This window comes from Syntrophales bacterium (assembly GCA_023228425.1).
Lineage (GTDB): Bacteria > Desulfobacterota > Syntrophia > Syntrophales > UBA2210 > MLS-D.
Genome location: JALOBE010000013.1, coordinates 42,324 through 64,907, shown reverse-complemented (window position 1 = coordinate 64,907; position 22,584 = coordinate 42,324). Strand labels below are relative to the sequence as shown.

General features: G+C 55.6%; 19 protein-coding genes and 4 tRNA genes. 12 read left to right on the top strand and 11 right to left on the bottom strand.

Annotation, left to right across the window (positions count from 1 at the left end):
* The first annotated feature begins 284 nt into the window (after positions 1 to 284).
* The 8 genes from M0Q23_06550 to M0Q23_06515 all read left to right on the top strand — a co-directional run bounded on the left by M0Q23_06550 (position 285) and on the right by M0Q23_06515 (position 7,676).
* Complete coding sequence (locus tag M0Q23_06550; GenBank protein ID MCK9528290.1) at positions 285 to 938, top strand: histidinol phosphate phosphatase domain-containing protein; 654 nt, start codon at positions 285 to 287, stop codon at positions 936 to 938.
* Complete coding sequence (locus M0Q23_06545; protein ID MCK9528289.1) at positions 935 to 1,660, top strand: UDP-2,3-diacylglucosamine diphosphatase; 726 nt, start codon at positions 935 to 937, stop codon at positions 1,658 to 1,660. Before M0Q23_06550 ends, M0Q23_06545 begins: the two co-directional genes overlap by 4 nt.
* Positions 1,657 to 2,535, top strand: a complete 879-nt coding sequence (gene speB, locus M0Q23_06540; protein ID MCK9528288.1) for an agmatinase — start codon at positions 1,657 to 1,659, stop codon at positions 2,533 to 2,535. Before M0Q23_06545 ends, speB begins: the two co-directional genes overlap by 4 nt.
* A complete protein-coding gene (locus M0Q23_06535) occupies positions 2,532 to 3,086 on the top strand; it encodes an arginine decarboxylase, pyruvoyl-dependent (protein ID MCK9528287.1) in 555 nt (184 codons plus the stop codon). The genes speB and M0Q23_06535 overlap by 4 nt, the downstream gene beginning before the upstream one ends.
* Positions 3,087 to 3,220: 134 nt before the next feature.
* Complete coding sequence (locus tag M0Q23_06530) at positions 3,221 to 5,458, top strand: ATP-binding protein (GenBank protein ID MCK9528286.1); 2,238 nt, start codon at positions 3,221 to 3,223, stop codon at positions 5,456 to 5,458.
* Complete coding sequence (locus M0Q23_06525) at positions 5,430 to 6,431, top strand: response regulator (GenBank protein ID MCK9528285.1); 1,002 nt, start codon at positions 5,430 to 5,432, stop codon at positions 6,429 to 6,431. Before M0Q23_06530 ends, M0Q23_06525 begins: the two co-directional genes overlap by 29 nt.
* A gap of 292 nt (positions 6,432 to 6,723) precedes the next feature.
* Entirely contained in the window at positions 6,724 to 7,506 is a 783-nt protein-coding gene (locus M0Q23_06520) for a cyclase family protein (protein MCK9528284.1), read from the top strand.
* Positions 7,507 to 7,599: 93 nt separating this feature from the next.
* Positions 7,600 to 7,676: transfer RNA gene (locus M0Q23_06515), tRNA-Met, on the top strand.
* A gap of 162 nt (positions 7,677 to 7,838) precedes the next feature.
* On the opposite strand, the gene M0Q23_06510 is transcribed toward M0Q23_06515, so the two are convergent.
* The 7 genes from M0Q23_06510 to M0Q23_06480 form a co-directional block, all read right to left on the bottom strand.
* Positions 7,839 to 7,915: transfer RNA gene (locus M0Q23_06510), tRNA-Arg, on the bottom strand.
* Between the two features lie 196 nt (positions 7,916 to 8,111).
* A tRNA-Ser gene (locus M0Q23_06505) sits at positions 8,112 to 8,205 on the bottom strand.
* Positions 8,206 to 8,308: 103 nt separating this feature from the next.
* Positions 8,309 to 8,394 (bottom strand) — tRNA-Ser (locus M0Q23_06500).
* Between the two features lie 24 nt (positions 8,395 to 8,418).
* Complete coding sequence (serS, locus tag M0Q23_06495; protein ID MCK9528283.1) at positions 8,419 to 9,699, bottom strand: serine--tRNA ligase; 1,281 nt, start codon at positions 9,697 to 9,699, stop codon at positions 8,419 to 8,421.
* Positions 9,700 to 9,857: 158 nt separating this feature from the next.
* Positions 9,858 to 11,468: a murein biosynthesis integral membrane protein MurJ gene (murJ, locus tag M0Q23_06490; GenBank protein MCK9528282.1), complete on the bottom strand. Its 1,611-nt coding sequence runs from the start codon at positions 11,466 to 11,468 to the stop codon at positions 9,858 to 9,860.
* Positions 11,465 to 11,755, bottom strand: a complete 291-nt coding sequence (locus tag M0Q23_06485; protein ID MCK9528281.1) for a DUF167 domain-containing protein — start codon at positions 11,753 to 11,755, stop codon at positions 11,465 to 11,467. Before M0Q23_06485 ends, murJ begins: the two co-directional genes overlap by 4 nt.
* 70 nt (positions 11,756 to 11,825) lie before the next feature.
* Positions 11,826 to 12,125: a YggT family protein gene (locus M0Q23_06480; GenBank protein ID MCK9528280.1), complete on the bottom strand. Its 300-nt coding sequence runs from the start codon at positions 12,123 to 12,125 to the stop codon at positions 11,826 to 11,828.
* Positions 12,126 to 12,267: 142 nt separating this feature from the next.
* Here M0Q23_06480 and proC point away from each other — a divergent pair, with 142 nt between their 5' ends.
* Positions 12,268 to 13,083, top strand: coding sequence for a pyrroline-5-carboxylate reductase (gene proC, locus M0Q23_06475; protein ID MCK9528279.1), 816 nt, complete (start codon positions 12,268 to 12,270; stop codon positions 13,081 to 13,083).
* A 7-nt stretch (positions 13,084 to 13,090) separates the two neighbouring features.
* On the opposite strand, the gene M0Q23_06470 is transcribed toward proC, so the two are convergent.
* Genes M0Q23_06470 through M0Q23_06460 form a run of 3 tightly spaced genes read right to left on the bottom strand, consistent with a single transcriptional unit; the run spans position 13,091 to position 17,158 of the window.
* Positions 13,091 to 14,854 (bottom strand): ribonuclease E/G, encoded by a 1,764-nt coding sequence (locus tag M0Q23_06470; protein MCK9528278.1) that lies wholly within the window; start codon positions 14,852 to 14,854, stop codon positions 13,091 to 13,093.
* Between the two features lie 22 nt (positions 14,855 to 14,876).
* Positions 14,877 to 15,482, bottom strand: a complete 606-nt coding sequence (locus tag M0Q23_06465) for an L-threonylcarbamoyladenylate synthase (GenBank protein MCK9528277.1) — start codon at positions 15,480 to 15,482, stop codon at positions 14,877 to 14,879.
* Positions 15,479 to 17,158, bottom strand: a complete 1,680-nt coding sequence (locus M0Q23_06460) for a GAF domain-containing protein (protein ID MCK9528276.1) — start codon at positions 17,156 to 17,158, stop codon at positions 15,479 to 15,481. The genes M0Q23_06465 and M0Q23_06460 overlap by 4 nt, the downstream gene beginning before the upstream one ends.
* A 583-nt stretch (positions 17,159 to 17,741) precedes the next feature.
* Between M0Q23_06460 and fusA the strand changes: the two genes are divergently transcribed.
* Together fusA and M0Q23_06450 are read left to right on the top strand one after the other, a co-directional pair.
* Positions 17,742 to 19,862 carry an elongation factor G gene (gene fusA / locus M0Q23_06455; protein MCK9528275.1) on the top strand — a complete coding sequence of 707 codons (2,121 nt, stop codon included), beginning with the start codon at positions 17,742 to 17,744 and terminating at the stop codon, positions 19,860 to 19,862.
* A gap of 63 nt (positions 19,863 to 19,925) precedes the next feature.
* Complete coding sequence (locus M0Q23_06450; protein MCK9528274.1) at positions 19,926 to 20,633, top strand: AAA family ATPase; 708 nt, start codon at positions 19,926 to 19,928, stop codon at positions 20,631 to 20,633.
* Positions 20,634 to 20,803: 170 nt separating this feature from the next.
* On the opposite strand, the gene djlA is transcribed toward M0Q23_06450, so the two are convergent.
* A complete protein-coding gene (djlA, locus tag M0Q23_06445) occupies positions 20,804 to 21,598 on the bottom strand; it encodes a co-chaperone DjlA (protein ID MCK9528273.1) in 795 nt (264 codons plus the stop codon).
* A 180-nt stretch (positions 21,599 to 21,778) separates the two neighbouring features.
* On the opposite strand from djlA, the gene M0Q23_06440 reads away from it, so the two are divergent.
* The gene (locus tag M0Q23_06440) at positions 21,779 to 22,396 is read left to right on the top strand and encodes a lytic transglycosylase domain-containing protein (protein ID MCK9528272.1); all 618 of its coding nucleotides are present in this window, start codon (positions 21,779 to 21,781) and stop codon (positions 22,394 to 22,396) included.
* Positions 22,397 to 22,584: the final 188 nt, after the last annotated feature.

Below are 22,584 nucleotides of genomic sequence, written 5' to 3'. Positions count from 1 at the left end.
ATCATCTGCTGTTGTCTGTTCCGCGAAGGAAACGAGCCTGGTTTTGCGGATTGTGGACCAATGCCTCAGGCTTGCCACGTGGAGCAACGTAAACCGACAAATTGGCTAATGGAAAATCTGGGTTTAAGATGGGTGTATAGCATGCATCGATTGCAGGTTCAATAATTCACGGAGAGAACCCTTCCGGGGGATTGACCTTCGGAATAATATTTGCTACGTGTTCTTTTTTGAACACGTCCCGGGGACGCGTCATCGCTTGTAAGCACAGAATCGAGATGCCCGCCATGATTGATTTCCACACACATACCCTGTTCAGCGACGGAGAGCTTGTTCCTTCGGAGCTTGTGCGCCGGGCGGTCGAGCGAGGTTACCGTGCAATCGCCCTGACGGACCATGCCGACCATTCGAATTATGACTTTATCATCCCCAGGATTGTCCGGGCCTGCACCGCCCTGGCGGCAGTGGTCCCCCTGAAGATTATCCCGGGCATAGAATTGACCTACGTACACCCCTCGGCCATTAAAAAACTGGCCGAGGAATCGAGGGCGCTCGGGGCAAAATTGATTGTCGTCCACGGGGAAACAATCGTCGAACCGGTTATCCCGGGAACCAACCGGGCGGCCTTGGAGGCCGGTGTCGACATCCTCGCCCATCCGGGTCTCATAACGGAGGAAGAGGCCTTCCTGGCCGCCGCGCGAGGCGTCCGCCTGGAGGTGACGGCCAGAAGGGGACACAGTCTGACCAACGGGCATGTGGTCTCCATGGCCCGACGATGCGGCGCGGAGTTGGTCCTGAACACGGACACCCACGGACCCGGCGATCTGATAACACGTGATACCGCCCGCCGTATCGCTGCCGGAGCAGGCATGTCCGATGAAGAAATCGAAGGTATGTTCCTCAATGCCGAAAGTCTGTGCGAGGCAGTGGAAAACGGATGAAAGCTGTTTTTCTGTCAGATGCCCATCTCACGGGCGACAGAGATGAGGGCTATCGGAAGCTGCTTCGTTTTTTCGACGAAATACGGAACGAAACAAGTCACATAGTCATCGCGGGAGATTTGTTCGACTTCTGGTTTTGCGATGACAGAAACCTCTACCCGGGTTTCAAGGAAATGTTTGAGGCCCTTATCAAATTGAGACAGGGAGGAATCACCCTGTCTCTCCTCGAAGGAAACCATGATTTTTTCCTTGACAGGGCCTTCAATGGGCATGACATTGCTGTTTTCAAGAACCACGCACTCTTTGACTTTGACGGTCTGAAGGTGTATGTGAGCCACGGGGACACCGTTGACGGCTCGAACCGGTACTATCTTCTCCTCAGGCGTTTTTTGAGGAGTGGCCTGTTCTATTCCGTGCAGAAACGAATTCCTTCCCGGTTGCTGTGGGAAATGGCCCGGCTCAGTTCCCATTCGAGCCGGAGGTATCAGAAGCATCCTGAACGTATCGTCTCGGTGATGCGTTCCTTCGCCCGGGAAAAGATCGGTGCCGGAATCGACGCCGTCGTCCTTGGACACAGCCACCAACCCATACTCGAACAGGTCGGGGCGGGAACGAGAACGGGGACCCTGGCTCTTTTGGGTGACTGGGTGGAACACTTTTCCTACATTTCGCTCGAGGACGGCAGGTTTTCCCTTGAGTTTTTCAGGACGGCCACACAATGAACTTTGCGGGACTCGAAGCAGAGAACATTGACCATGAAGGGGCGCTTTTCGAGGTACTCCCCGTCCCGTATGACCTGACGTCCACCTACCAGGCAGGCTCCCGCCGCGGCCCCATCGCCATACTTGAGGCGTCCGCCCAAGTGGAACTCTACGACGACGAATTGCGCCGGGAAACCTGGAAAGCAGGTATCATAACACGCCCCTTTCTCGAGATCGACGCCCGGGGCCCCGAATACATGGTGCGTAAAGTACGGGAAGAGGTTGCGGCAACCCTGTCACGGGACAAGATCCCCGTTGTCCTGGGAGGTGAGCACAGTATCACCCTCGGCGCCGTCCAGGCCGTGAAAGAACGCTACTCGAACCTGTCGGTCCTGCAGCTTGACGCCCACGCCGACCTGCGGGACACCTACCAGGAAACTCCCTTCAGCCATGCCTGCGTGGGGCGGAGGATACTGGAGATATGCCCGTTGGTGCAGGCAGGCATACGGAACCTGGCCGGAGAAGAAGCTGATTTCATCGCGGTCAACCACGGAATACTCTCTCTTTCCGCCGAGGAGACACTCCAGCCGGGCTGGATCGAACGGATCCGCGACGGCCTGACCGACGATGTATACATCACAATAGACCTTGACGCCTTCGACCCTTCCATCATGCCGTCCACAGGCACGCCCGAACCGGGCGGACTCTCCTGGGCGGATGTACTGAGCCTGGTTCGAACTGTATCAGCATCAAAAAGGATACGGGGGTTCGATGTTGTCGAACTCTGTCCCATACCGGGCCTTCCGGCCCCCGATTTCATGGCCGCGAAGCTGGTGTACCGTGTCATGGGATATATTGTGACCAGCAGACTATCAGGAAAAGGAGAGGTGCATTGAACAACAGTCCATTTGTTCCCAAAAGAATCTTTTTTACCAAGGGTGTGGGGTTTCATAGGGAGGAACTCCACGCCTTTGAATTGGCCCTGAGAAGCGCCGGTATCGAAAAATGCAACCTGGTGTATGTATCGAGCATTTTCCCCCCCGGATGCAAGGTTATTCCCGCCAAGCAGGGACTCAGTGAACTCAAGACAGGAGGCATCACCTACTGTGTCATGAGCCGCTGTTCCAGCGACGAGGCCCGTCGTCTCGTCGCGGCTTCCATCGGATGCGCGATTCCGACGGACCGGAACACTTACGGCTACATCAGTGAACACCACGCTTTCGGCCAAACCCAGAAACAGGCGGGAGAATACGCCGAAGATCTGGCGGCGGCCATGCTTGCCTCAACCCTGGGAATCGATTTCGACATCGACGCCGGTTGGGACGAAAAAGAGGAAATATTTAAAATCAGCGGAAAAATTGTCAGGACCATGGAAACGACCCAGTCGGCTATAGCACGGGCAGGCGGCTACACCTGTGTCCTGGCGGCTGCGGTATTCCTGTTTTAACGGCCGGTAATCCGCTTCAAAAACCGAAACAAACATCCGCTCCGGGACACATTCCCTCATCTGCCCCTCTCCTTCCGTCGGACTTCGGGACCGAAGAAAAACAGAGGGGTCACGGGTGACCCGGAGGGGAATGTATGGTTCACCTTACTGAAAGCACGGCACATCTTAAGGCGCTTATTCCCGCCGCCGTCGGTTGCTTCGTTTTTGTGTCACTGTCCTTTGTGGCCCTCAGGGGAGCGGGCAAGCGCATTCCGGTCAACCGCCTCTTCGCGGCTGTCAGCTTCCTCGGCGGCTTCATCAACGCCGACATGATACTCGTCACCGCGGTGACCCATGACGGGTCGGCCATCACCATTGACCGCCTCGCCTACATCCTGATAGTCTTCGGCATCCCTCTGTATATACGATTCACACACCGTTTCCTCGGACTCGCGCGGCCGCGGCTGGAACAGGCCGCCCTTGCCCTGTCATTCTTGATCCTTCCCTTCACCCAATCGGAATACTTCATCCGCGGACATCACGAGTATACCTTCGGTCGCATCGCCCAGGCAGGACCCGTATTTTACGCTTTCATCGCCGTCGTCACCGGCGTTGTTACATACTGTCTCGTACTGCTTCTGCGCGGCGCGGTCACGGCTGAACGGAACGATCAGAAAAACCGCATGAAATACATAATCTGCGGTTTCAGCGGAGGGGCGTTGCTCATCATCCTGAACATCCTGCCCATAAGTGGCGTGCCTGTCTACCCCCCCGGTCACTTCAGCTTCATACCCGCCATCATCCTCGCCTATGGCCTTCTGAAGCACGATCTGCTGGATCTCAAGGAAGCCACGGGAACCGGCATTTTTTATCTTTTTTTCGGAGGAAGTCTGGCGGCGCTATCCCTGGCAACACTCTCCCTTTTTGACTATTCCGGATTAAGAGCCGAAATTCTCGCTCCCGCTCTGGCACTTACGCTGTGCATGGTTGTTGTTTTTGACCCCTTGAAACGAGCAACAGGCAAACTGGTGGAACAGTATTTTTTCAGGAACCGCTATTCCTATCGAGCTGTGCTGAAAGACGTCAGCTCCGGCCTTACGTCACTGCTTCGCGTCGAAGAAATCGGCAGGTATGTTGCCGACTCGGTAGAATCGGCTCTCAATCCGACCTTTCTTTCCCTCCTGGTTTTCGACAGTGTGCCCGGTACACTGAAGCTCTCCCTGTGCCGGGGTGATGAACCCGACGCCGACGCCGCGATCCATTCCCTGGTTGAACCTCTGAAGCTTCTGTTTCGTCTGAAGAACAAGCCTCTCACCTACGACGCTGTCTCTTCCAGCACCGGTACGGGAGCGGACCAGACATCGCTTCGGAAGTTCCTCGAGGACTACGGCATAGAACTCATCGTTCCCATCATGTTCAGAGAAACCCTCTCGGGAGTCATGATGCTGGGCGAAAAGAAAGCGGGGGACCTCTACGGCCCCGAAGAGCTGGAGCTTCTCTCGACCGTCTCCAACCAGGCCGCCGTGGCTGTCACGAATGCCCTGACCTGCGAGGGGATCGAGAAAATAAACGCGCTCCTTGAACAGAAAGTGGCACAACGAACAGCTGATCTTTCCAGAACGATCGAGGAACAGGAGAGAACCCGCCGTCAGCTGGTCCGCTCTGAAAGCCTGGCGGCCATCGGTGAACTCGTGGCGGGAACAGCCCACGAACTTAACAATCCCCTTGCGGGCGCCCTGAGCCTTCTTGAATCGGCACTGGAAACACTGGCATCGGCACCATGTCATGGTGAATCCTGCAGGGATGTCCTCGACGACCTGGCCTTTTCAGTAAAGGAGCTGAAACGGGCAACGGCAATCATAAGAAGCCTCCTGAGCCTCTCCCGCCAGACGAGTGACTCTTTGGAACCGGTGGATTTGAACGCCGCCCTGGAAGACTCCCTCCGGATTCTCCGGGCTTCCCAGGGACACAGAAACATGGACATCCGCCTGGACCTCGAACTTTCCCTCCCCCCGGTTGAGGCCAACTTCGCACACCTGGGCCAAGCCTTCATCAACATACTCAAAAACGCATTTCAGTCTCTGCCGGAGCGGGGCGGTCTGGTTGAATTGCGGTCCCGATACGACGCCGCCCGGGCCATAGCGCGCGTGGAATGCCGCGACAACGGGTGCGGCATTGATCCCCGCAGAATCGGCGAAGTATGCAAACCCTTCTTCACCACGAAGCCCACCGGTGAAGGGACGGGACTTGGCCTGTATATAACCCATGAAATCATAAGGAGATACGGGGGTTCCTTTCACATAGAAAGCGCCGGAGGAACAGGAACCCTTGTGAACATCGAGTTTCCGGTGCGGGGAGAATGCCATGACAGGTCTGGTGATTGCCGACGATGAAGAAGGCGTGAGAAGATCGCTTAAACGGGTCCTGGAAAAAGAAGGGTACGCCGTATTCCTGGCGGAAAACGGCGAACGGGCCATTGATATTGTCAGGGACCATACCAGGGCAATCGATGTGATCATATCCGATCTGCGCATGCCCGGGAAAGACGGTCTTCAGACCCTGATAGAGGCGGGGCGGCTGAACCCCGACATGACCCGGATCATGCTGACGGGCTACGCCACCATGGAAACAGCCATAGACGCCCTTAATGAGGGCATCGACGGCTTTCTCATGAAGCCCTTCTCAAACAGTGAACTTCGCGTAAAGGTACGGGAATACACCGTCAAAAAAAGACTCCGGCAGTTCGTTTCGGAGCAGGTGTACGCGAAAATGCAGAAGGGGCTTGAATGGATGAAGATACGACGGTGCGAGGCTACTGTTCTGTTCTGCGATATCCGCGGGTTCTCACGCATGTCCGAACAACTGACTCAGGATGAGCTTTCAACGCTTCTGAACGTGGACTACTTCACGCCTCTGGACAATATTATCTGTGACAGCGGGGGTATGCTGGATAAACACATAGGTGACAGTATCATGGCCGTTTTCGGCCTGCTCTTGAGCGATGGAAATCCCGCCGCAACAGCCGTTACCTGCGCCCGGAAAATGATGGAACGGATGGCTGAGGACCGCCGGGTGAAAACCGACGGTTCGCTCCCCATCAGGATCGGCATAGGAATCAGCAGCGGAGAAGTTTTGGCCGGGCTCTTCGGATCAACCCGGAAAAAGGAATACACCGTTTTCGGCTCACCGGTCAATATCGCTGCACGACTCGAGTCGGCGGCTAAAAGCGGAGAGATCCTCGTCTGTGAAGCAACACGCCGGGCCATCGGAAATCTCGTCACTGCAAGGAAACGGGAATCGCCCACTCCCAGGGGGATACAGGGACCCATGGACATATTCGAAATCCTTCTTCCCGGACCGCACTGAACGTGCCATGCCATGGGCCACAAGACGATTGGTTCACCGGTCCACGTGTCGGATCAATGTGACTTTACGACCGCTTTCCCGGGATCGTCCAGAACTTACCGCATCCTGCAATAGCCTATCTTTTCAGAACCGCGCCGCATCATTTTTTCGCTAAAAAGTGCTGAAAGACGGGTGATTTCAGCCATTCACGGCGGGAGCAGGAGACCGTGCGGCAATCGTGACTATTGCGCGGGTTCTCAAAGAAGGATATGCTGTCGAAAAATTCTTCTATGGAGAAAGGACGGCACGTTCTATGGGCAGCAAACGATTTGTCGATCTCGGCATCAGCATTGAGGCAAAACTCCCAAGCGATCCACTCATGATGATTCCTGATATCGGTTACGTCACCCATGAAATGGGCGCCGCCCAGATGCAGGATTTTTTTCCGGGAATTACCCGGGATCAGCTCCCGGATGGTCTGGGTTGGGCCATGGAATTCATCACCCTGACAACGCACTCCGGAACCCACATGGATGCGCCTTTCCATTATCACCCGACAATGGACGGCGGTAGTCGGGCTTTAACCATCGACGAGATACCTCTCGAGTGGTGTTTCAATGACGGTGTCCTTCTCGACTTCCGACATAAAAAAGACGGCGCGAGAATCACTGTTGACGATGTCAGAGGTGAACTGGAGCGTATTCGCTACGAACTGAAGCCATTGGACATCGTGTTGATTCACACCGGTGCGGACCAGGCCTGGGGCACCTCCGAGTACCTTACCAGAGGAGCGGGTATGGATCGGGAAAGCACCCTGTTTCTCCTGGAACAGGGTGTGAAAGTAACGGGTATCGATGCCTGGAGCTGGGACCGTCCCCTGCCCTTCCTGGCCGAAGAGTTCCTTGAAACGGGCGATCCCGGTGTCATCTGGGAGGCCCACTTCGCGGGCATTGAATCAGGCTACTGCCACATGGAAAAAATGGCCAACCTGGCATCTATCGGCAGACCCCACGGTTTTACCCTCTGTTGTTTTCCCGTCAAAATCAAGGATGCCAGTGCCGGATGGTGCAGGCCCGTGGCCATCGTAGACATTTAAGAGGAAATCCGGAAAACATCTTGACAAGAGCGGGCTCTTCATTTAAGGTGCATCTTTCACGCACGAGGTTACCGGCACGGCAGCCTCTATTGATGCGGGGTGGAGCAGTCTGGTAGCTCGTTGGGCTCATAACCCAAAGGTCAGAGGTTCAAATCCTCTCCCCGCTACCAAATAAATCAAGGGGTTAGCGAAAAATCGCTAACCCCTCTTTTTTGTTTTGAAAAATCACGGGATACGAATCGGTTCGAAGAGTGCCCGGTACAAATCTATCACGGTCATAAAAAATAAGGGGTCACAAGCCGCTCGCAGGGCTCATAACCCCTTGTTTTAACTGGTACGCCCAGAAGGATTCGAACCTTCGACCCTCGGATTCGTAGTCCGATACTCTATCCAGCTGAGCTATGGGCGCACGCTATGACCACTGTTGACGGCTTCGTAAAAAGTCCGGATGCCGCTGCATTGCGCGCTGCATCCCTCGTCACTGCGGCGTACATGCACGGTACACCTCATTCCTCAGGGTGCGCGCGTCATGCCTTAAGGATCTTTTCAAGACCATCCGCTATTGGACGTTTTTCGACGGCGTATACGAAGTCAGCATCACTGTATGGCGGAGAGAGGGGGATTCGAACCCCCGGTACACCTTTTGGGGCGTACAATCGCTTAGCAGGCGATCGCTTTCAGCCACTCAGCCATCTCTCCGCGCCTTGCTTCCCGGGATGTGTCCGCCGCAGCTTAAGGGGCTTTTTACAAAGCCGTCCTTTATCGGACGTTTTTCGACTTATATGAAGTCAGCATTGTCGTATGGCGGAGGGAGCAGGATTCGAACCCGCGAACCTTTCGGTTAACGGTTTTCAAGACCGCCGCCTTCGACCACTCGGCCATCCCTCCGTACTTTTTCAATGACATTCTCTTCTACTGAAGGTGACCGATCCTGTCAACTCCATTCATGTAGGGACGGAGAACCTCGGGGACTGCGATGCTGCCATCCTTCTGCTGATAATTTTCCAGGACCGCCACAAAAGTCCTGCCCACGGCAAGTCCCGATCCGTTCAGGGTGTGGACGTACTCGACCTTTGCGGTGTCGGCCCGACGAAACCGTATCCCCGCCCGACGCGCCTGGAAGTCACCAAAGTTGCTGCAGGACGATATTTCGCGATAGGCGTTCTGGCCGGGCATCCAAGCCTCGACGTCGTAGGTCTTGGCCGAGGAAAAGCCCAGATCACCCGTGCAGAGCGTCACCGTACGGTAGGGTATGCCCAGACGTCGCAACACCTCTTCGGCGTTGAGTGTAAGCGATTCCAGTTCAGCGTAGGACTCTTCAGGCCTGGAAAACTTCACCAGCTCAACCTTGTTGAACTGATGCTGTCGTATGAGGCCCCGGGTATCCTTGCCGTAGGAACCGGCTTCGGACCTGAAACAAGCCGACCAGGATACATATCGAATGGTCAGATCCTTCTCGTCAAGGATTTCATCGGCATGGAGATTCGTAACGGGTACCTCCGCCGTCGGTATCAGGAAATAATTCGTCCCCGCAACACCGAACAGGTCCTCTTCGAACTTGGGCAACTGGCCCGTCCCCTGCATGCTTTCCCTGTTTACCATGAAGGGAGTCATGATTTCCCGGTAGCCATGGACATCGGTGTGAAGATCGAGCATGAAGTTGATCAGGGCCCGTTCAAGCCGTGCCCCCTGGCCGCGGTAGACGGCAAAGCGTGCCCCGGCTATCTTGGCCGCCCGCCCGAAGTCCAGGATATCCAGGTTTTCACCGATCTCCCAGTGCGGTTTCGGTTCAAAGTCAAAGACCGGCTTCCCTCCCCATTCCCTCACCACAGGATTGTCTTCACTGCCGGTACCGAAGGGAACCGACTCGTGAGGAACGTTGGGGATCACCAGCATCAGGTCGTTGAGTTCCCCCTCCACGGCCTTGAGATTTTCTTCCAGTTCCTTGATCCTTGCCGACACGGACCCCATTCGCCCTATCAGGTCACCGGCGTCACGGCCCTCTTTTTTCCGCAGTCCGACTTCCCTGGACACCGCGTTACGTTCGCTTCTCAGGGCTTCCACCTCCCGAAGAACATCCCGGCGTTTCTGCTCCAGGGCAGAAAAGGATTCCATGTTGACATCGCTTCCCCGCTCCCGCTGTTTTCGGCGAACCAAATCCAGGTTGGCCCGTACAAATTTCAAATCAAGCATTGTTCCGACCCGTCATTTTTCTTCAACAAGGTTGTACTCACTATCATTTCGGGTATTTCAAGTCAACTTTTTTGACGAACTCGTAAAAAGCGCCCCAAACGCGCGGCGACCGGCCGGCCCAGCGGCACATCACCAGCCGGCTCGTCTTTTCCCCCGCGTTATCCGGTGAAAAATCCCCGCAGACGGTCGCGCAAGAAGATCATTTCACCGCTTTTGAGGACCAGGGCCGTCGGGATAAAGACGGCGATTCCCGTTACCATGGCCGCTATGAGCGTCAGGAGCCGGACCGAAAGCGGGCCGTTTATGTCCCATCCCACGATCACCAACAGGGCCGCCATGGCGGCCCCCATGACAAGGGACGCCCCCAGGCACCGCATGAGCGAAGTACCGAATTCCGGCTCAAGGAAGGGACCGATCCTTTTGCGCAGCACCAGAAAAAGGATCACGATGTTCACTGATGATGCGATGGATATGGCCAGTGCGAGGCCCCTGTGGGCCATGGGTCCCATGAGCAGGAGACTTGCGCAGACGTTGACGATGAAGGCGACAAAAGCGATTTTCACGGGCGTCGCCGTGTCCTTGAGGGAGTAGAATGCCGAGACCATCACCTTGATTCCCGAGAAAGCCCAGAGGCCAACCGTATAGAAGAGCAACGCGTCTGCCGTCATGGCCGCTGAAACGACATCGAAGGCACCCCGCTGAAACAGGACCGATATGATGGGCTCACGCAGAACGAACAGTCCTGTCATGCAGGGAATGGTTATGAAAAAGATAACCCTCAGGGCAAAGGAAATGGTTTTTCTGAACTCATCGATCTCATTCATGGCGGCATGACGGGAAAAGCTGGGCAGCGCCGCCGTTCCCACGGCAAGAGCGAATACACCCAGGGGGAGTTGGACGATCCGGTCGGCATAGTAGAGGTAGGAGACGCTGCCGGTGGGAAGAAAGGACGCGAGGAGCGTTCCCACAAAGATGTTGACCTGGTACACGGCGGCACCGAATACGGCGGGGATCATGAGAATGCCGATTTTCCTGACACCGGGGTGACTGAAGGTGAAGTCCGGTCGGAAGGGGGCGCCCATGCGGGCCAGGGTGGGAAACTGCATCAGCAGTTGGAGAACACCGCCTGTGAGTACTCCCAGGGCAAGGGCCGCCACAGGCTCATGAAACAGTCCCCGCAGAAACACGGCGGCGGCGATTATGGACAGGTTGAGTACCACCGGGGAAAGGGCCGGTACGGCGAAATGGTGGAGTGAGTTTAGAATGCCCATGCACAGCGCTACCAGGGCTATGAAAAATATGTAGGGGAACATGAGTCGGGTCAGGTACACGGTCAGATCGAAGTGCTCCGGCGATGAAGCAAATCCCCAGGCAATGACCCTGACTATCCAGGGGGCGAACAGGATGCCGGCCACGGAAAGGACGGCCAGAATGATCGACAGGAGGGTGAAGGCGACATTGGCGAGCTTCAGGGCGTCTTCCCGTGATTTCGTTTTCAGGTATTCAGTGAAAACAGGCACAAAGGCAATGGTAAGGGACCCCTCGGCAAGGAGGCTGCGGAGGAGATTGGGGATCCTGAAGGCCACAAAAAAGGCGTCCGTGGCCATACCCGCCCCGAAATAAGCCGCCACCACCATGTCCCGCAAGAAGCCGAATATGCGGCTGAGAAAGGTTGCCGCCCCCACCACACCGGCGGCCCGGGCCACCTGGGACCGCTCAGAATCAGGCGGGTTCAGACCTTCATTCTGGGGGGGGGCGGTACTGTTCATAGTTTCCCGGTCATGGGTTCCATCGCCGCCCTGGTCAATCCGGCAACAAAAACCCGCTTGTTTTTGCTTTTCAATCCGCCGAGGATTGAAACGCTTTTTCTGGGAACCCCGAACAGGTCGGCAAGAAATGCGATACAGGCTTCATTCGCCCTTCCCTCCAGGGCCGGGGCTGTTATTTTTATTTTCAGCGCTCCATTCCGGATTCCGGCGACTCCCGACCGTGACGAACGGGGAAGAACCCGTATGTTGAAGATGATTCCCTCTGTCGTTTCGATAATGTCAAGCACGTCGCCTACTCGTTGGGCCTCCGTTTCGCCTGCGGCCCGGCGGGGCCGGTATATGCCTTGACGGTCTCTTCTATCTGAGGGCAAGGGCTATCTGGAGCAGTGTCTTGACCAGGAAGCTCTGCAGGAAGAAGATTGCAAGAATAACGATGACCGGTGATAGATCGATGCCGAGGCCGGCCGTGGGAATGAGTCGACGCACCCGGTACAGGACCGGCTCTGTCACCCGGTGGAGTGTTCTCACAATGGGGTTGTAGGGGTCGGGGTTAACCCATGAAAGAAGAGCCCGGATGATGACGACCCACATATACAGGGTCAGGCCGACCTGGACGACCCGTGCTGTCGCTTCGACAAAATTTGCCAGTACGAACATCACACTTCCTTGATATGCTGTGTAAACTAGTGGATTAAATAATGATTGATCAATGAAAAGTCAAGGGTTATATTGACGGATCAACGGCAGACCGGTATCAGGAAAGCCGTAGCCGGACAAAACCATGAAAGGATCGTGAGCCATGATCACAGACAAGAAAATCGCCGTCATCGGCGCGGGCAACATGGGGGATGTCATCGTCGGCGCCCTTGTTTCCACCTGCGGGGTGCACCCGGAACAGCTCACCGTGACCGATGTTGACGTCAGGCGCCTGGAAATTTTCGCCGCCCGCTACCAGGTCGCAACAGCAACGGGCAATGCCGAGGCGGCCCGGGAATCGGATGTCGTGATTCTTGCCGTCAAGCCCCGGATCATAGAGCCGGTTCTCACTGAGCTGGCGGCGATCCCCCCGACGGGACTGGTTGTGTCCATAGCGGCCGGCGTTTCCCTTAAAACGATCGAAACAATCCTGGGTCCCCGAAGCAGGGTTGTACGGGTCATGCCCAACACGCCCTCCCTGGTGGGCGAAGGCGCGGCGGCCCTGGCCCCGGGAACGAACGCTTCCGGGGAAGATATGGACCTGGTCCGCGCTATGTTCGAGCCGCTGGGTATGACGGTAACCGTCGACGAATCACTCATGGACGCCGTCACCGGCCTGAGCGGAAGCGGACCGGCCTACTGCTTCATCATCATCGAGGCTCTCACCGACGCGGGCGTCAAGATGGGGCTGGACCGGGACACGGCACTCAAGCTGGCGGCTCAGACCATGCGGGGGGCGGCGACATTGTGCCTCCAGGACGACAGAACGCCGTCGCAGCTTAAGGACATGGTCACCTCCCCGGGAGGGACAACGATCGAAGGTATCAAGGCTCTCGAGAAGGGTGCCCTGCGAGCTACCATCATGGACGCCGTGGAAGCGGCCGTCCTTCGATCCCGGGCCCTGGGAGGGAAAACCTGATTGCGGATTACGTCTTCAAGAGGTTGTAAAACCGTCGTACGATTCCTTCTTTCCTGTCGTCTTCCCGGTCTTCAACGACGGCATCCGGCACCAGGTTCTCTTCAGGAATGACAGGAATCTCGTTTCCCGTTCCTCCGTCGGGACTCTCCGTTGTCCCCTCGGCAGCAGGGGATATCGCCTTCGGCCGGCGGCGCCGCGGTCGACGTCTTCGCACCAGTCGTTCTTCCCCCTGCTTGCCGCTCTTTTCAGGCCCGGCGGAGGTCCCCTCCCCGGCAGTCTCTTCCACCGGCACCGTTCCGGTTTCTCCGGCCTGTTCCTGGGGGACCGGCGGCGCCTTTCGGACGATGTTGAACTCGGCCTCGGTCCATATCATATCCGTGCTTCCCCGGATATAGACGGACACATCGTAGGTCTGCTCAAGCTTGTTGATTTCGCTTCTCTTGTTGTTTAGAAGGTAGGAGGCAACATCCGCCGGAAGGGTTATCTCTATCTCCGAGGCGTCACGCCTGACGGCCTCTGTCTTTACCTTGCGGAAGGTGTTCAGGGCCAGGTACTCAATGGACGGTATCCATCCGCTTCCCTTGCACTGGTTGCAGGTGGTATAGCTGATTTCCTGTATGTTCGACTGCTTCTTTTGTCGTGACAGTTCGAGGATGCCAAACTTGGATATCCGGGCAAGCTGAATCCGGGACCGGTCGTTTTTCAGGGCTTCCTTGAAAGTCCGTTCCACCTCGCTGATATGTTTTCGATCCATCATGTCGATGAAATCGATGACGATAAGCCCTCCCAGGTCGCGAAGCCTGAGTTGTTTCGCGATCTCTTCCGCAGCCTCGAGGTTCGTCCTGAAGGATGTTTCCTCAACGTCCCGCTTGTGCGACCGCCCGGAGTTGACATCGATGGTGATGACCGCTTCGGTGGGCTCGATAATGAGCGATCCACCGGACTTCAGCTCGACCCGTTCGCGGTAGATGGCGTTGATCTGTTCCTCTATGTTGTACTTGTCGAAAATCGGTGTCTCTCCCTTGTAGGGTTTCACCGACTTGACGCTCCGGGGAGAGACGGCACGGCAGTAATTCTTCATTACCTTCAGGGTCTCCACATCATCCACGAGTATCTCATCGATGTCGGAGGTAAAGTAGTCCCTCAAGACGCGAATGGCGAATTCGCTTTCCTTGTACACCAGGACCGGCGCGGCCATTCCTTCCGCCTTTTTCTGTATCCCCTTCCAGAGGCGTGTCATCATCTGAAAGTCTCGCAAAAGCTCCTGCTTGGTCCGGTTGATGCCGGCGGTTCTGACAATGAAACCCATTCCTTCCTTCTCGCTGATTTCGTCCATGAGCTGCTTGAGTTTTTTCCGGTCCGCATCGCTTTCGATGCGTCGGGAAACACCCCTGCTGTCCCGGTTGGGCATGAGGACCGTGTAGCGCCCCGGCAGAGAAATGTAAGTTGTCAGCATGGCACCCTTGGAACCACTCTCTTCCCGGACCACCTGGACAAAGAGTTCCCGGCCCTGCTGAAGCGTCTTTCCGTTATCCAGGTATTCGGTACTGACGTCCCGAAGCGGGAGAAAACCGTTTTTTTGAGCACCGTAATCGACAAAGGCGGCCTGGAGCCCCTTCTGTATGGAACGGACGACTCCCTTGTATATATTCCCCGTTATGGGTTCCCGGATGGCCATTTTTATATGGAATTCGGTCAATTGACCGTTTTCAACAATGGCCATGCGGCTTTCTTCTTCATCAATGGTATTGATGAGCATCAGTTTCGCCATGAATGATGTATTCCTTTCTGTTTCAGAAGAACGACACGTCCCCCTTCGCCGCCCTGATCACCTGCGGCGATTCACCGGCAAGGCTGACCACGCTCGAAAGCTCGTTGCCCACGACGCCCCCGTCTATCACGCAATCGACAGAATTTTTGAATTCCAGGGCCATCTCCTCGGGATCGGTCATGATCTCGCCGGTACTGCTCTTGACGCTGGTACTTATGATAGGCCTGCCGAACTCTTTCACCAGTGTCAGGCAGATCAGGTTGTCCGGTATACGGATACCCACTTCCTGGCGGCGGGGCAGAAGGATTTTGGGAACCATCCGCGAGGCGCCGAGGATAAAGGTGTAGGGCCCCGGGAGAAGATGCTTCATTATTTTGTAGGCATAGTTGGGTACAACGGCGTACTTGCTGATGTCGCTGAGATCGGAGCAGACAAAGCTGAAGGGCTGTTTCCTGTCCCGTCGTTTAATATCGTAAATTTTCTCGATTGCCTTCTTGTTAAAGAGATCACACCCCAGCCCGTAGACCGTATCGGTAGGGTAAATGATGATCCCCCCCCCTTCGAGAAGGTCGACCACTTTCCGTACGAGGCGCATCTGGGGATTCTGATTGTTAATGGAGAATATCACCGTTCCTCCTGGTCTATCTGGTCGGGTGACAGTTCTTCCCTGGCGTACTTGAGGTAGATCTTTTCCTTGAAGAAGAGATCAAGGATGTCGGCGTCGATGTGATTGTCCTCCATCATGAAACCCAGTATTTTCAGTGCCGCCGAAAGTGTGTTCGGCTTTCGGTAGGGCCGGTCCCGCGCCGTAAGGGCTTCAAAAACGTCGGCAATCGCCAATATCCTGGCCTGAAGAGAAATGGCGTCTCCAGCCAGTCCGAAGGGATACCCTGAACCGTTCAGGTATTCGTGGTGCGTTGACGCGTAGAGGGGCACGTTCTTCATTTTTTTGGGGAAAGGAAGCTGGGAGAGCATCTTGTGGGTGATCAGGGCGTGGTTGCTGATGATATCGCGTTCCCCCGGCAAGAGCGTTCCTTTCCTGATGGAGAGGTTCTCTACCTCATTCCGGTCAAGAAAAGGAACCTCCCTTCCATCGATACTCCAGGAACGGCCGGCAATGGACTCGACTCGTTCAACGGCCTCGTCGGACATGAACTCTCCTCCCTGGTTCACCGTTACCAGGAAGTCCAGATCACCCTGCAGGCGTTCCAGCTCTTTATCGTAATCGACAGATTCCTCCGTAGCCTCCCCGTTGAGCCGTCCATGGTTTCCCCCGGCCTTCAAGCGCGCGATCTCAACGTCCCGTTTCGCCACTTCGAACCGGGTCTTCACAAGCTCTATCCGGTCAAAGATACCGTCCAGCTTGGTTGACTTGTCCATGACATACTCGGGAACGGCCACTTTTCCCACGTCATGGAGCCACGCCGCAATTCGCAGCTCGTTCATCTGGTCGTCGTTGAGGTGAATATCTGTAAAGGGACCCTCTTTCGACGCGTTGATCGCTTCGGCAATCATCATGGTAAGCTCCACGACCCGTCGTCCGTGCTCACCGGTGTAGTGTGATTTTTCGTCGATGGCCGTGGCAATGACCTTGATAAAGGCCTCAAAGAGATTCTGAAGATCTTTGATCAGACGATTGTTGGTCAATGCCACCGCCGCCTGTGAAGCGAGCGACTCCGTCATTACCTGGCACTCCGGTGAAAAGGAGATGATCTCGCCCGTTCCGTCGGATTGGGCATTGAGAAGCTGGAGAACCCCGATGATATCGTTTTCGTGGTTCCTCAAGGGCACCACGAGCATGGATCGGGACCGATATCCTGTCGTGGCGTCAAACTTCCGGGTTCCTTCGAAATTGAAGCGGTCAGCATGGTAGACATCCGCAATGTTGACGATCTCTCCCGACAGGGCGGAGAAGGATGATACATTCGCGTGGTTCGGTGAGCCATCTTCATGGTAGAGTTGAACCGAAGGCCAGGTTATCTCGCCGGCGGTACCACCCATACGGGTCTCCAACGATTCGTTCTGAACGATGGCGAAGTGAAGCTCCCGTTCGTCATCGCTCATGATATAGAGAGTGCCGCCGTCAGCGCGGGTAAATCTCCTGGCTTCATCAACGATCATCTCGAGCAGCCGGCCGATATTGCGCTCTGCCGACAGGGCCGTTCCGATCTTCGCGAGCTTCTGGATTTTCTGGACCTGGTTTACCGTAAAATCACGTACCGATGAAACAACCGTGTTCAGGAGCAGGTTTATATCATCGTTGGAGGTAAAACAGATGGTTCCGTCGTCCCCGTATTCATCCATGGCACGGATCTTCGCTTCCTTTCTTTCGCCCGATTGATGTCATATACCATTCAATTCCACTATATTCAAGAAGTTATACCAGGACGAACCGTTTGTGCGGCGTCTTTCTGTTTCATGGTATTTTTGATGAAGATGAGCTCGTACAAAGCGCCCCGGCCGCCTCCGGCGGGACTGCATCATACAACTAACGCGCCGTAAGCGGGCGGCGTTGAGTATGGACGCGCCGGCAAAACCGGAGAAGGAGACCAGACCGAATTGACAGTGGTTCGGGCAACGCTCTCATCTCCGGAATTGTGCGCCCCATGACGTCATCTACTGACGCCTATGGTACTGAGAAGTGGAGAAAACGTCCGGGGATTCGGAGGACTTTTTCTCTTGACAAGTCCCTGAACCTGCACTATGAAGTGTGATTCTCTTGATTTTGAGTGATGGACTGTCTCGCCTGAAAGAATCTCCGGAACTACAGTCGCAGTGTGTCCGGCCGAGCTGATGACTGCAGGCGCCTGCCGAAACAGGCTGACGATCGGGTATCGACGACAGAAAAAGGGCGGCCGGGAACTATTAAAACACAAGGAAAAAATCCATGACACGGGACATCGGCAACGTAAGAAACATAGGAATCAGTGCCCACATTGATTCGGGGAAGACCACTCTCACGGAACGTATCCTGTATTACACCAAACGGATACACACCATCCATGATGTGAAGGGCAAGGACGGTGTAGGGGCGACAATGGACTCCATGGACCTGGAACGTGAACGGGGCATAACCATCGCCTCGGCGGCGACCTTCTGCGAGTGGAACAACCACGAAATAAATATCATCGATACCCCCGGTCACGTGGACTTTACAGTGGAAGTGGAACGGTCTCTGCGAGTCCTTGACGGTGCCGTCCTGGTTTTGTGCTCAGTGGGTGGAGTACAATCCCAGTCCATAACGGTCGACCAGCAGATGAAGCGTTACAAGGTCCCCTGCGTAGCCTTCATCAACAAGCTGGACAGGAACGGAGCGAATCCACAGCGCGTTGTGGAACAGCTGAGATCAAAACTGGGGCATAATGCCGTTGCCGTCCAGATACCCCTGGGTCTGGAAAACAACTTTCAGGGGGTTGTCGACCTTATACGGATGAAAGCGATTTATTTCGAGGGAGAAAAGGGCGATGACTTGCGGATCGATGTCATTCCTGAAGGATTTACGGCAGAAGCACGTGCCCGGAGAGAACGGCTCATTGACGCGGCATCACTGTTTTCCGATGAACTCACGGAAGCGATTCTCAACGAAGACGAAATTTCTGAAAAGCTTCTCCTGGGCGCAATCCGGACAGGAACGCTGAAACGGGAACTGACGCCGGTGTTCATGGGATCGGCATACAGGAACAAGGGCATACAACCCCTTCTCGACGGCATTACAGGACTGCTCCCCAGCCCGGACGAGGTAGCCATAGAGGCCCTTGACCAGGACAATAACGAAGCCGTCGTTTCCCTGGAAAGTGATCCCCGGCAACCGGTGGTCGCCCTGGCGTTCAAGCTTGAAGACGGCCCCTACGGTCAGCTTACCTACATACGGGTCTACCAGGGAACTCTGTCCAAGGGCAGAACGGTCAAAAACGCCAGAACAGGGAAAAAAATCAAGATCGGCCGGGTGGTTCGTATGCACGCGGACCTGATGGAAGACATCGACGAGCTTCCATCAGGATACATCGGCGCCCTTTTCGGAGTCGACTGCGCGTCGGGGGATACCTTCACGTCGCCGGAACTCAACCTCACCATGACCTCCATGTATGTGCCGAATCCGGTCATATCGCTGTCCATTACCCCGAAGGACACCCGATCCCAAACAACCCTGTCCAAGGCTCTGAACCGTTTTACCAGGGAAGACCCCACGTTCAAGACCTACGTGGATGAAGAAACCAACGAAACAATCATCGAAGGCATGGGAGAACTTCACCTCGAGGTGTACGTGGAGCGCATGCGTCGTGAGTACGGCGCCGATGTAACGACCGGAACACCACGAGTAGCCTACCGGGAAACCATAACGCAGCGGGCGGACTTCAATTACACCCACAAAAAACAGACGGGAGGTTCAGGCCAGTACGGACGGGTTGCGGGCTATCTGGAACCCCTTGCGGAAGGGGAGTTTGAATTTGTCAACCAGGTCACCGGCGGCGCCATTCCAACGCAGTTCATCGGGGCATGTGAAAAGGGGTTCCGGGAAAGCATGAAGAAGGGCCCGAAGATGGAATTTCCCGTTACGGGAGTCCGGGTTGTCATCAATGACGGACAGGCCCACGCCGTGGACTCATCGGACATGGCCTTCCAGGCAGCTGCCCGGGGGGGCTTCAGGGATGCTTACCAGAGAGCCCGTCCTGTCATCCACGAGCCTGTCATGAAGGTCGTCGTGGAGACGCCGACCCAGTTCCAGGGAGCCGCCATGGGACTGTTGAACCAGCGACGCGGCATGATCGTGGGAGCTCAGGATGAAGGCGTTATGTGCGTCATTGAGTCCCTGGTCCCCCTGTCAGAGATGTTCGGATTTTCAACGGTTCTGAGGTCGGCCACCCAGGGCCAGGCCCAGTTCACCATGGAGTTTTTGCGGTATCGACAGGTTCCCCAGTCCATTGCCGAGAATCTCGTGGAAGAAGCGGCAAAAAGAAAAAAGCCGCCCTCCAGGAATCCCCGCAATGATGGCATCGCAGCGTCCTGATGACGCGGTTTCCGACCGGGAGAATACGCCACGGAACATTGAACTGAAAACAGGAGCATACCCATGATGAGAAATGACCTGATACGAAGCAATCCTCTTCGCGGGCTTGAACATGAAGGCAGCGCCCTTCTGTCGCCGGGCGGTCTCGGTGTCGTTCTTTCTCCCGCAGGAGTGGGGAAAACGGCCTTTGTCGTGCAGATCGCCATCGACGCGATGCTTCGCGGGGAAAAAGTCCTTCACATAAGCCTTAACGATTCCATCGACAAGATCACCCTTTGGTACCGGGAACTGTTTCTGAACATCGTCGGACATCATAATCTGGAACGCCCTGACGATACCTGGCAGTCGATCCTGCCCCTGCGTTTTATCATGACTTTCAAAATTGCCCGGTTCAGCACCCCTATTCTGGAAGAGCGGCTGGCCGATCTCATGGAACAGGATATTTTCAAACCGTCTCTTCTCGCAATCGATGCCCTTGCCTTCGCGGACAATGATATACCCGGTATTGCGGAACTGAAAAGCTTGGTCGAGAGAAGAAACATGTCCCTGTGGATTACAGGCAATTCACACCGCGATGATGAACGCGGTCCCGACGGGATCCCGGCCAGGCTTTCACCGGTGATTGATCATGTCGACAGGATTCTCGAACTGATCCCCGGAGAAGAGAGCATCAACGTTAGGTCCCTGAAGGGGCTCCCGGACAAATCGACCGACACGGGTCTCTATCTCGATCCGGCCACGATGCTCATACATGTCCGGGATCGCGACTGATTTTCCAGCGGACCGTCATTGCCCCGGAGGAGAAAACCCCGGATTCCCGCATGCGGAGATGACGAAACAATACCGCTGTCATTACCGCAAAACGGCAATCCAGGGAACGTCTGCCGGAGCGACAGGTAAGGACCGCGCCGGTCTCCCTGTTGATCCCCTGTTTCCTCGGCTCAGTGGCGTCTTCTTGATTCCCGGATTACATCGTACGCGGCTTTTATGGTGCGGGTCTTTTCGGAAGCGAAGTTCATCATTTCTTCAGGAAGCCCCTTGGATACCAGCGTATCCGGGTGATACTGCATGATGAGCCGCCGGTAGGTTTTTTTTAAATCCTCGTCGGAAACGTTTTTCGGCAGGCCCAGCACACCGTAGGCATCGTTCAGGCTGATTTCCCGGCTTGCCACGGCGGATCGCGACTGCCGCCTTCCCTGCCTTTCAGCCTCCATCATGCGAAGCAGTCGATCGAGCTCGGCTCCGGGGTACCCGACACCTTCAGCGACATGATAGAGAATCCGCCGTTCAGACTCATGGAGTTCTCCGTCGGCCATGGCCATGGTCAGCAATATTTCCAGAAACATCCGTACAAGATTCCGGCGTCCCCGACACTCTCTCCTGAACTGGCCGAGGATGGTGTCCAGGGGAAAATCCTTCCGTTTGCCTTCGTTGAAAAGGTTTATGGCGGTCTTCTGCTGTTCACCCGTCATCTGCATTGAGTCCATAATCCGCCTGACCGCGGCGATTTCCTCCTCGGAGACACGCCCGTCAGCCTTTGCGAGATATCCCATAACGGAGAAAGTGGCGGTGAAGAAAACTGTCTGAACCCGTTCGTTGCCGCCGGGCAGAACGGCACCCTCGTTCTCCTGGAACGTGTCGTACCCGTGACCCACCGAGGCACCAAGGACCGCGCCCAGCGGTCCTCCCACAAAAAAACCTACTGTGCCGCCGATGACTTTTCCCCACCAGCTCATGCCGTTATTTCCTTTTCTCTTTCATCGTCCTGTCGCGCCCCCTATGTAAGAGACTGTACTCGATTCGTCAACCGTTTTCAGGAAAGAAGCGATTCGACCACTACATTTTTTGATCTTTTGCAAAACATCATTGTATGAGATAAAGGAAAAAATCTTTGCCGCACAAGGGACCGCCGGGTGATGGATACCGCGATATACCGTATTCTTTACATAATCAGGGGAGTCGGCCTGCTCGTGGCCGGCTTGTACGTTCTGGCAGCTCCAGCGCTTTGCCCGTCACGAGCCGAAGCCGACATCTACCTCTACAAGGACGGTGACGGTGTCTATCATTTCTCCGACCAGCCTCTGTCACCGGAATACCGTCTTTTCATACGGCAATGGCGCCCGCCGGCCTCCGGGGGAAACCATTCCTCCACCGCTTATGAACCCTATATTGACGAGGCCTCCCGAAAATACAACATCGACTCCCGGCTCCTGAAGGCAATCGTGAAAGTGGAGTCAAATTTCAATCCTCGGGCCGTTTCCGAAAAAGGGGCAGTGGGGCTGATGCAGATTATGCCTGAAAATTTTGCTCCTCTGGGGCTCCGTGACCCCTACAACCCACAGGAGAACATCCTTGCCGGGGCTCGCTACCTGAGGGAAATGATCAACCGCTATGGAGAACTGTCCTTGGCGCTGGCCGCCTATAACGCCGGCCCCGGGGCTGTCGACCGGTACCGAACCATTCCGCCCTTCAGCGAAACGCAGAGCTATGTCACGGAAGTACTGCACTACTATGATTCCCTGAGAAACCGGTAGAATTGACGGCTTCGTACAATGGGACCGGAGGCATGCCTCCGGGCACTAGAGCCGGATGTCTGATTGCGCTCTTTCCTTCGTCACTGCGTCGTATCCCGACGTACGCCTCATTCCTCAGGATGTGCGCGTCCTGTCTCGAGGAGTTCTGTACAAAGCCGTCCTCGTATCAGACATTGTTCGACTTTGTA

Coding starts and splice junctions, on each gene's coding strand:
- djlA (MCK9528273.1), bottom strand. CDS start 21,598: ATGAGCTGGTGGGGAAAAGTCATCGGCGGCACAGTAGGTTTTTTTGTG.
- M0Q23_06470 (MCK9528278.1), bottom strand. CDS start 14,854: ATGGCGAAACTGATGCTCATCAATACCATTGATGAAGAAGAAAGCCGC.
- M0Q23_06525 (MCK9528285.1), top strand. CDS start 5,430: ATGACAGGTCTGGTGATTGCCGACGATGAAGAAGGCGTGAGAAGATCG.
- M0Q23_06545 (MCK9528289.1), top strand. CDS start 935: ATGAAAGCTGTTTTTCTGTCAGATGCCCATCTCACGGGCGACAGAGAT.
- proC (MCK9528279.1), top strand. CDS start 12,268: ATGATCACAGACAAGAAAATCGCCGTCATCGGCGCGGGCAACATGGGG.
- M0Q23_06440 (MCK9528272.1), top strand. CDS start 21,779: ATGGATACCGCGATATACCGTATTCTTTACATAATCAGGGGAGTCGGC.
- serS (MCK9528283.1), bottom strand. CDS start 9,699: ATGCTTGATTTGAAATTTGTACGGGCCAACCTGGATTTGGTTCGCCGA.
- M0Q23_06480 (MCK9528280.1), bottom strand. CDS start 12,125: ATGTTCGTACTGGCAAATTTTGTCGAAGCGACAGCACGGGTCGTCCAG.
- M0Q23_06460 (MCK9528276.1), bottom strand. CDS start 17,158: ATGGATGAATACGGGGACGACGGAACCATCTGTTTTACCTCCAACGAT.
- fusA (MCK9528275.1), top strand. CDS start 17,742: ATGACACGGGACATCGGCAACGTAAGAAACATAGGAATCAGTGCCCAC.
- M0Q23_06530 (MCK9528286.1), top strand. CDS start 3,221: ATGGTTCACCTTACTGAAAGCACGGCACATCTTAAGGCGCTTATTCCC.
- M0Q23_06450 (MCK9528274.1), top strand. CDS start 19,926: ATGATGAGAAATGACCTGATACGAAGCAATCCTCTTCGCGGGCTTGAA.
- murJ (MCK9528282.1), bottom strand. CDS start 11,468: ATGAACAGTACCGCCCCCCCCCAGAATGAAGGTCTGAACCCGCCTGAT.
- M0Q23_06520 (MCK9528284.1), top strand. CDS start 6,724: ATGGGCAGCAAACGATTTGTCGATCTCGGCATCAGCATTGAGGCAAAA.
- M0Q23_06550 (MCK9528290.1), top strand. CDS start 285: ATGATTGATTTCCACACACATACCCTGTTCAGCGACGGAGAGCTTGTT.
- speB (MCK9528288.1), top strand. CDS start 1,657: ATGAACTTTGCGGGACTCGAAGCAGAGAACATTGACCATGAAGGGGCG.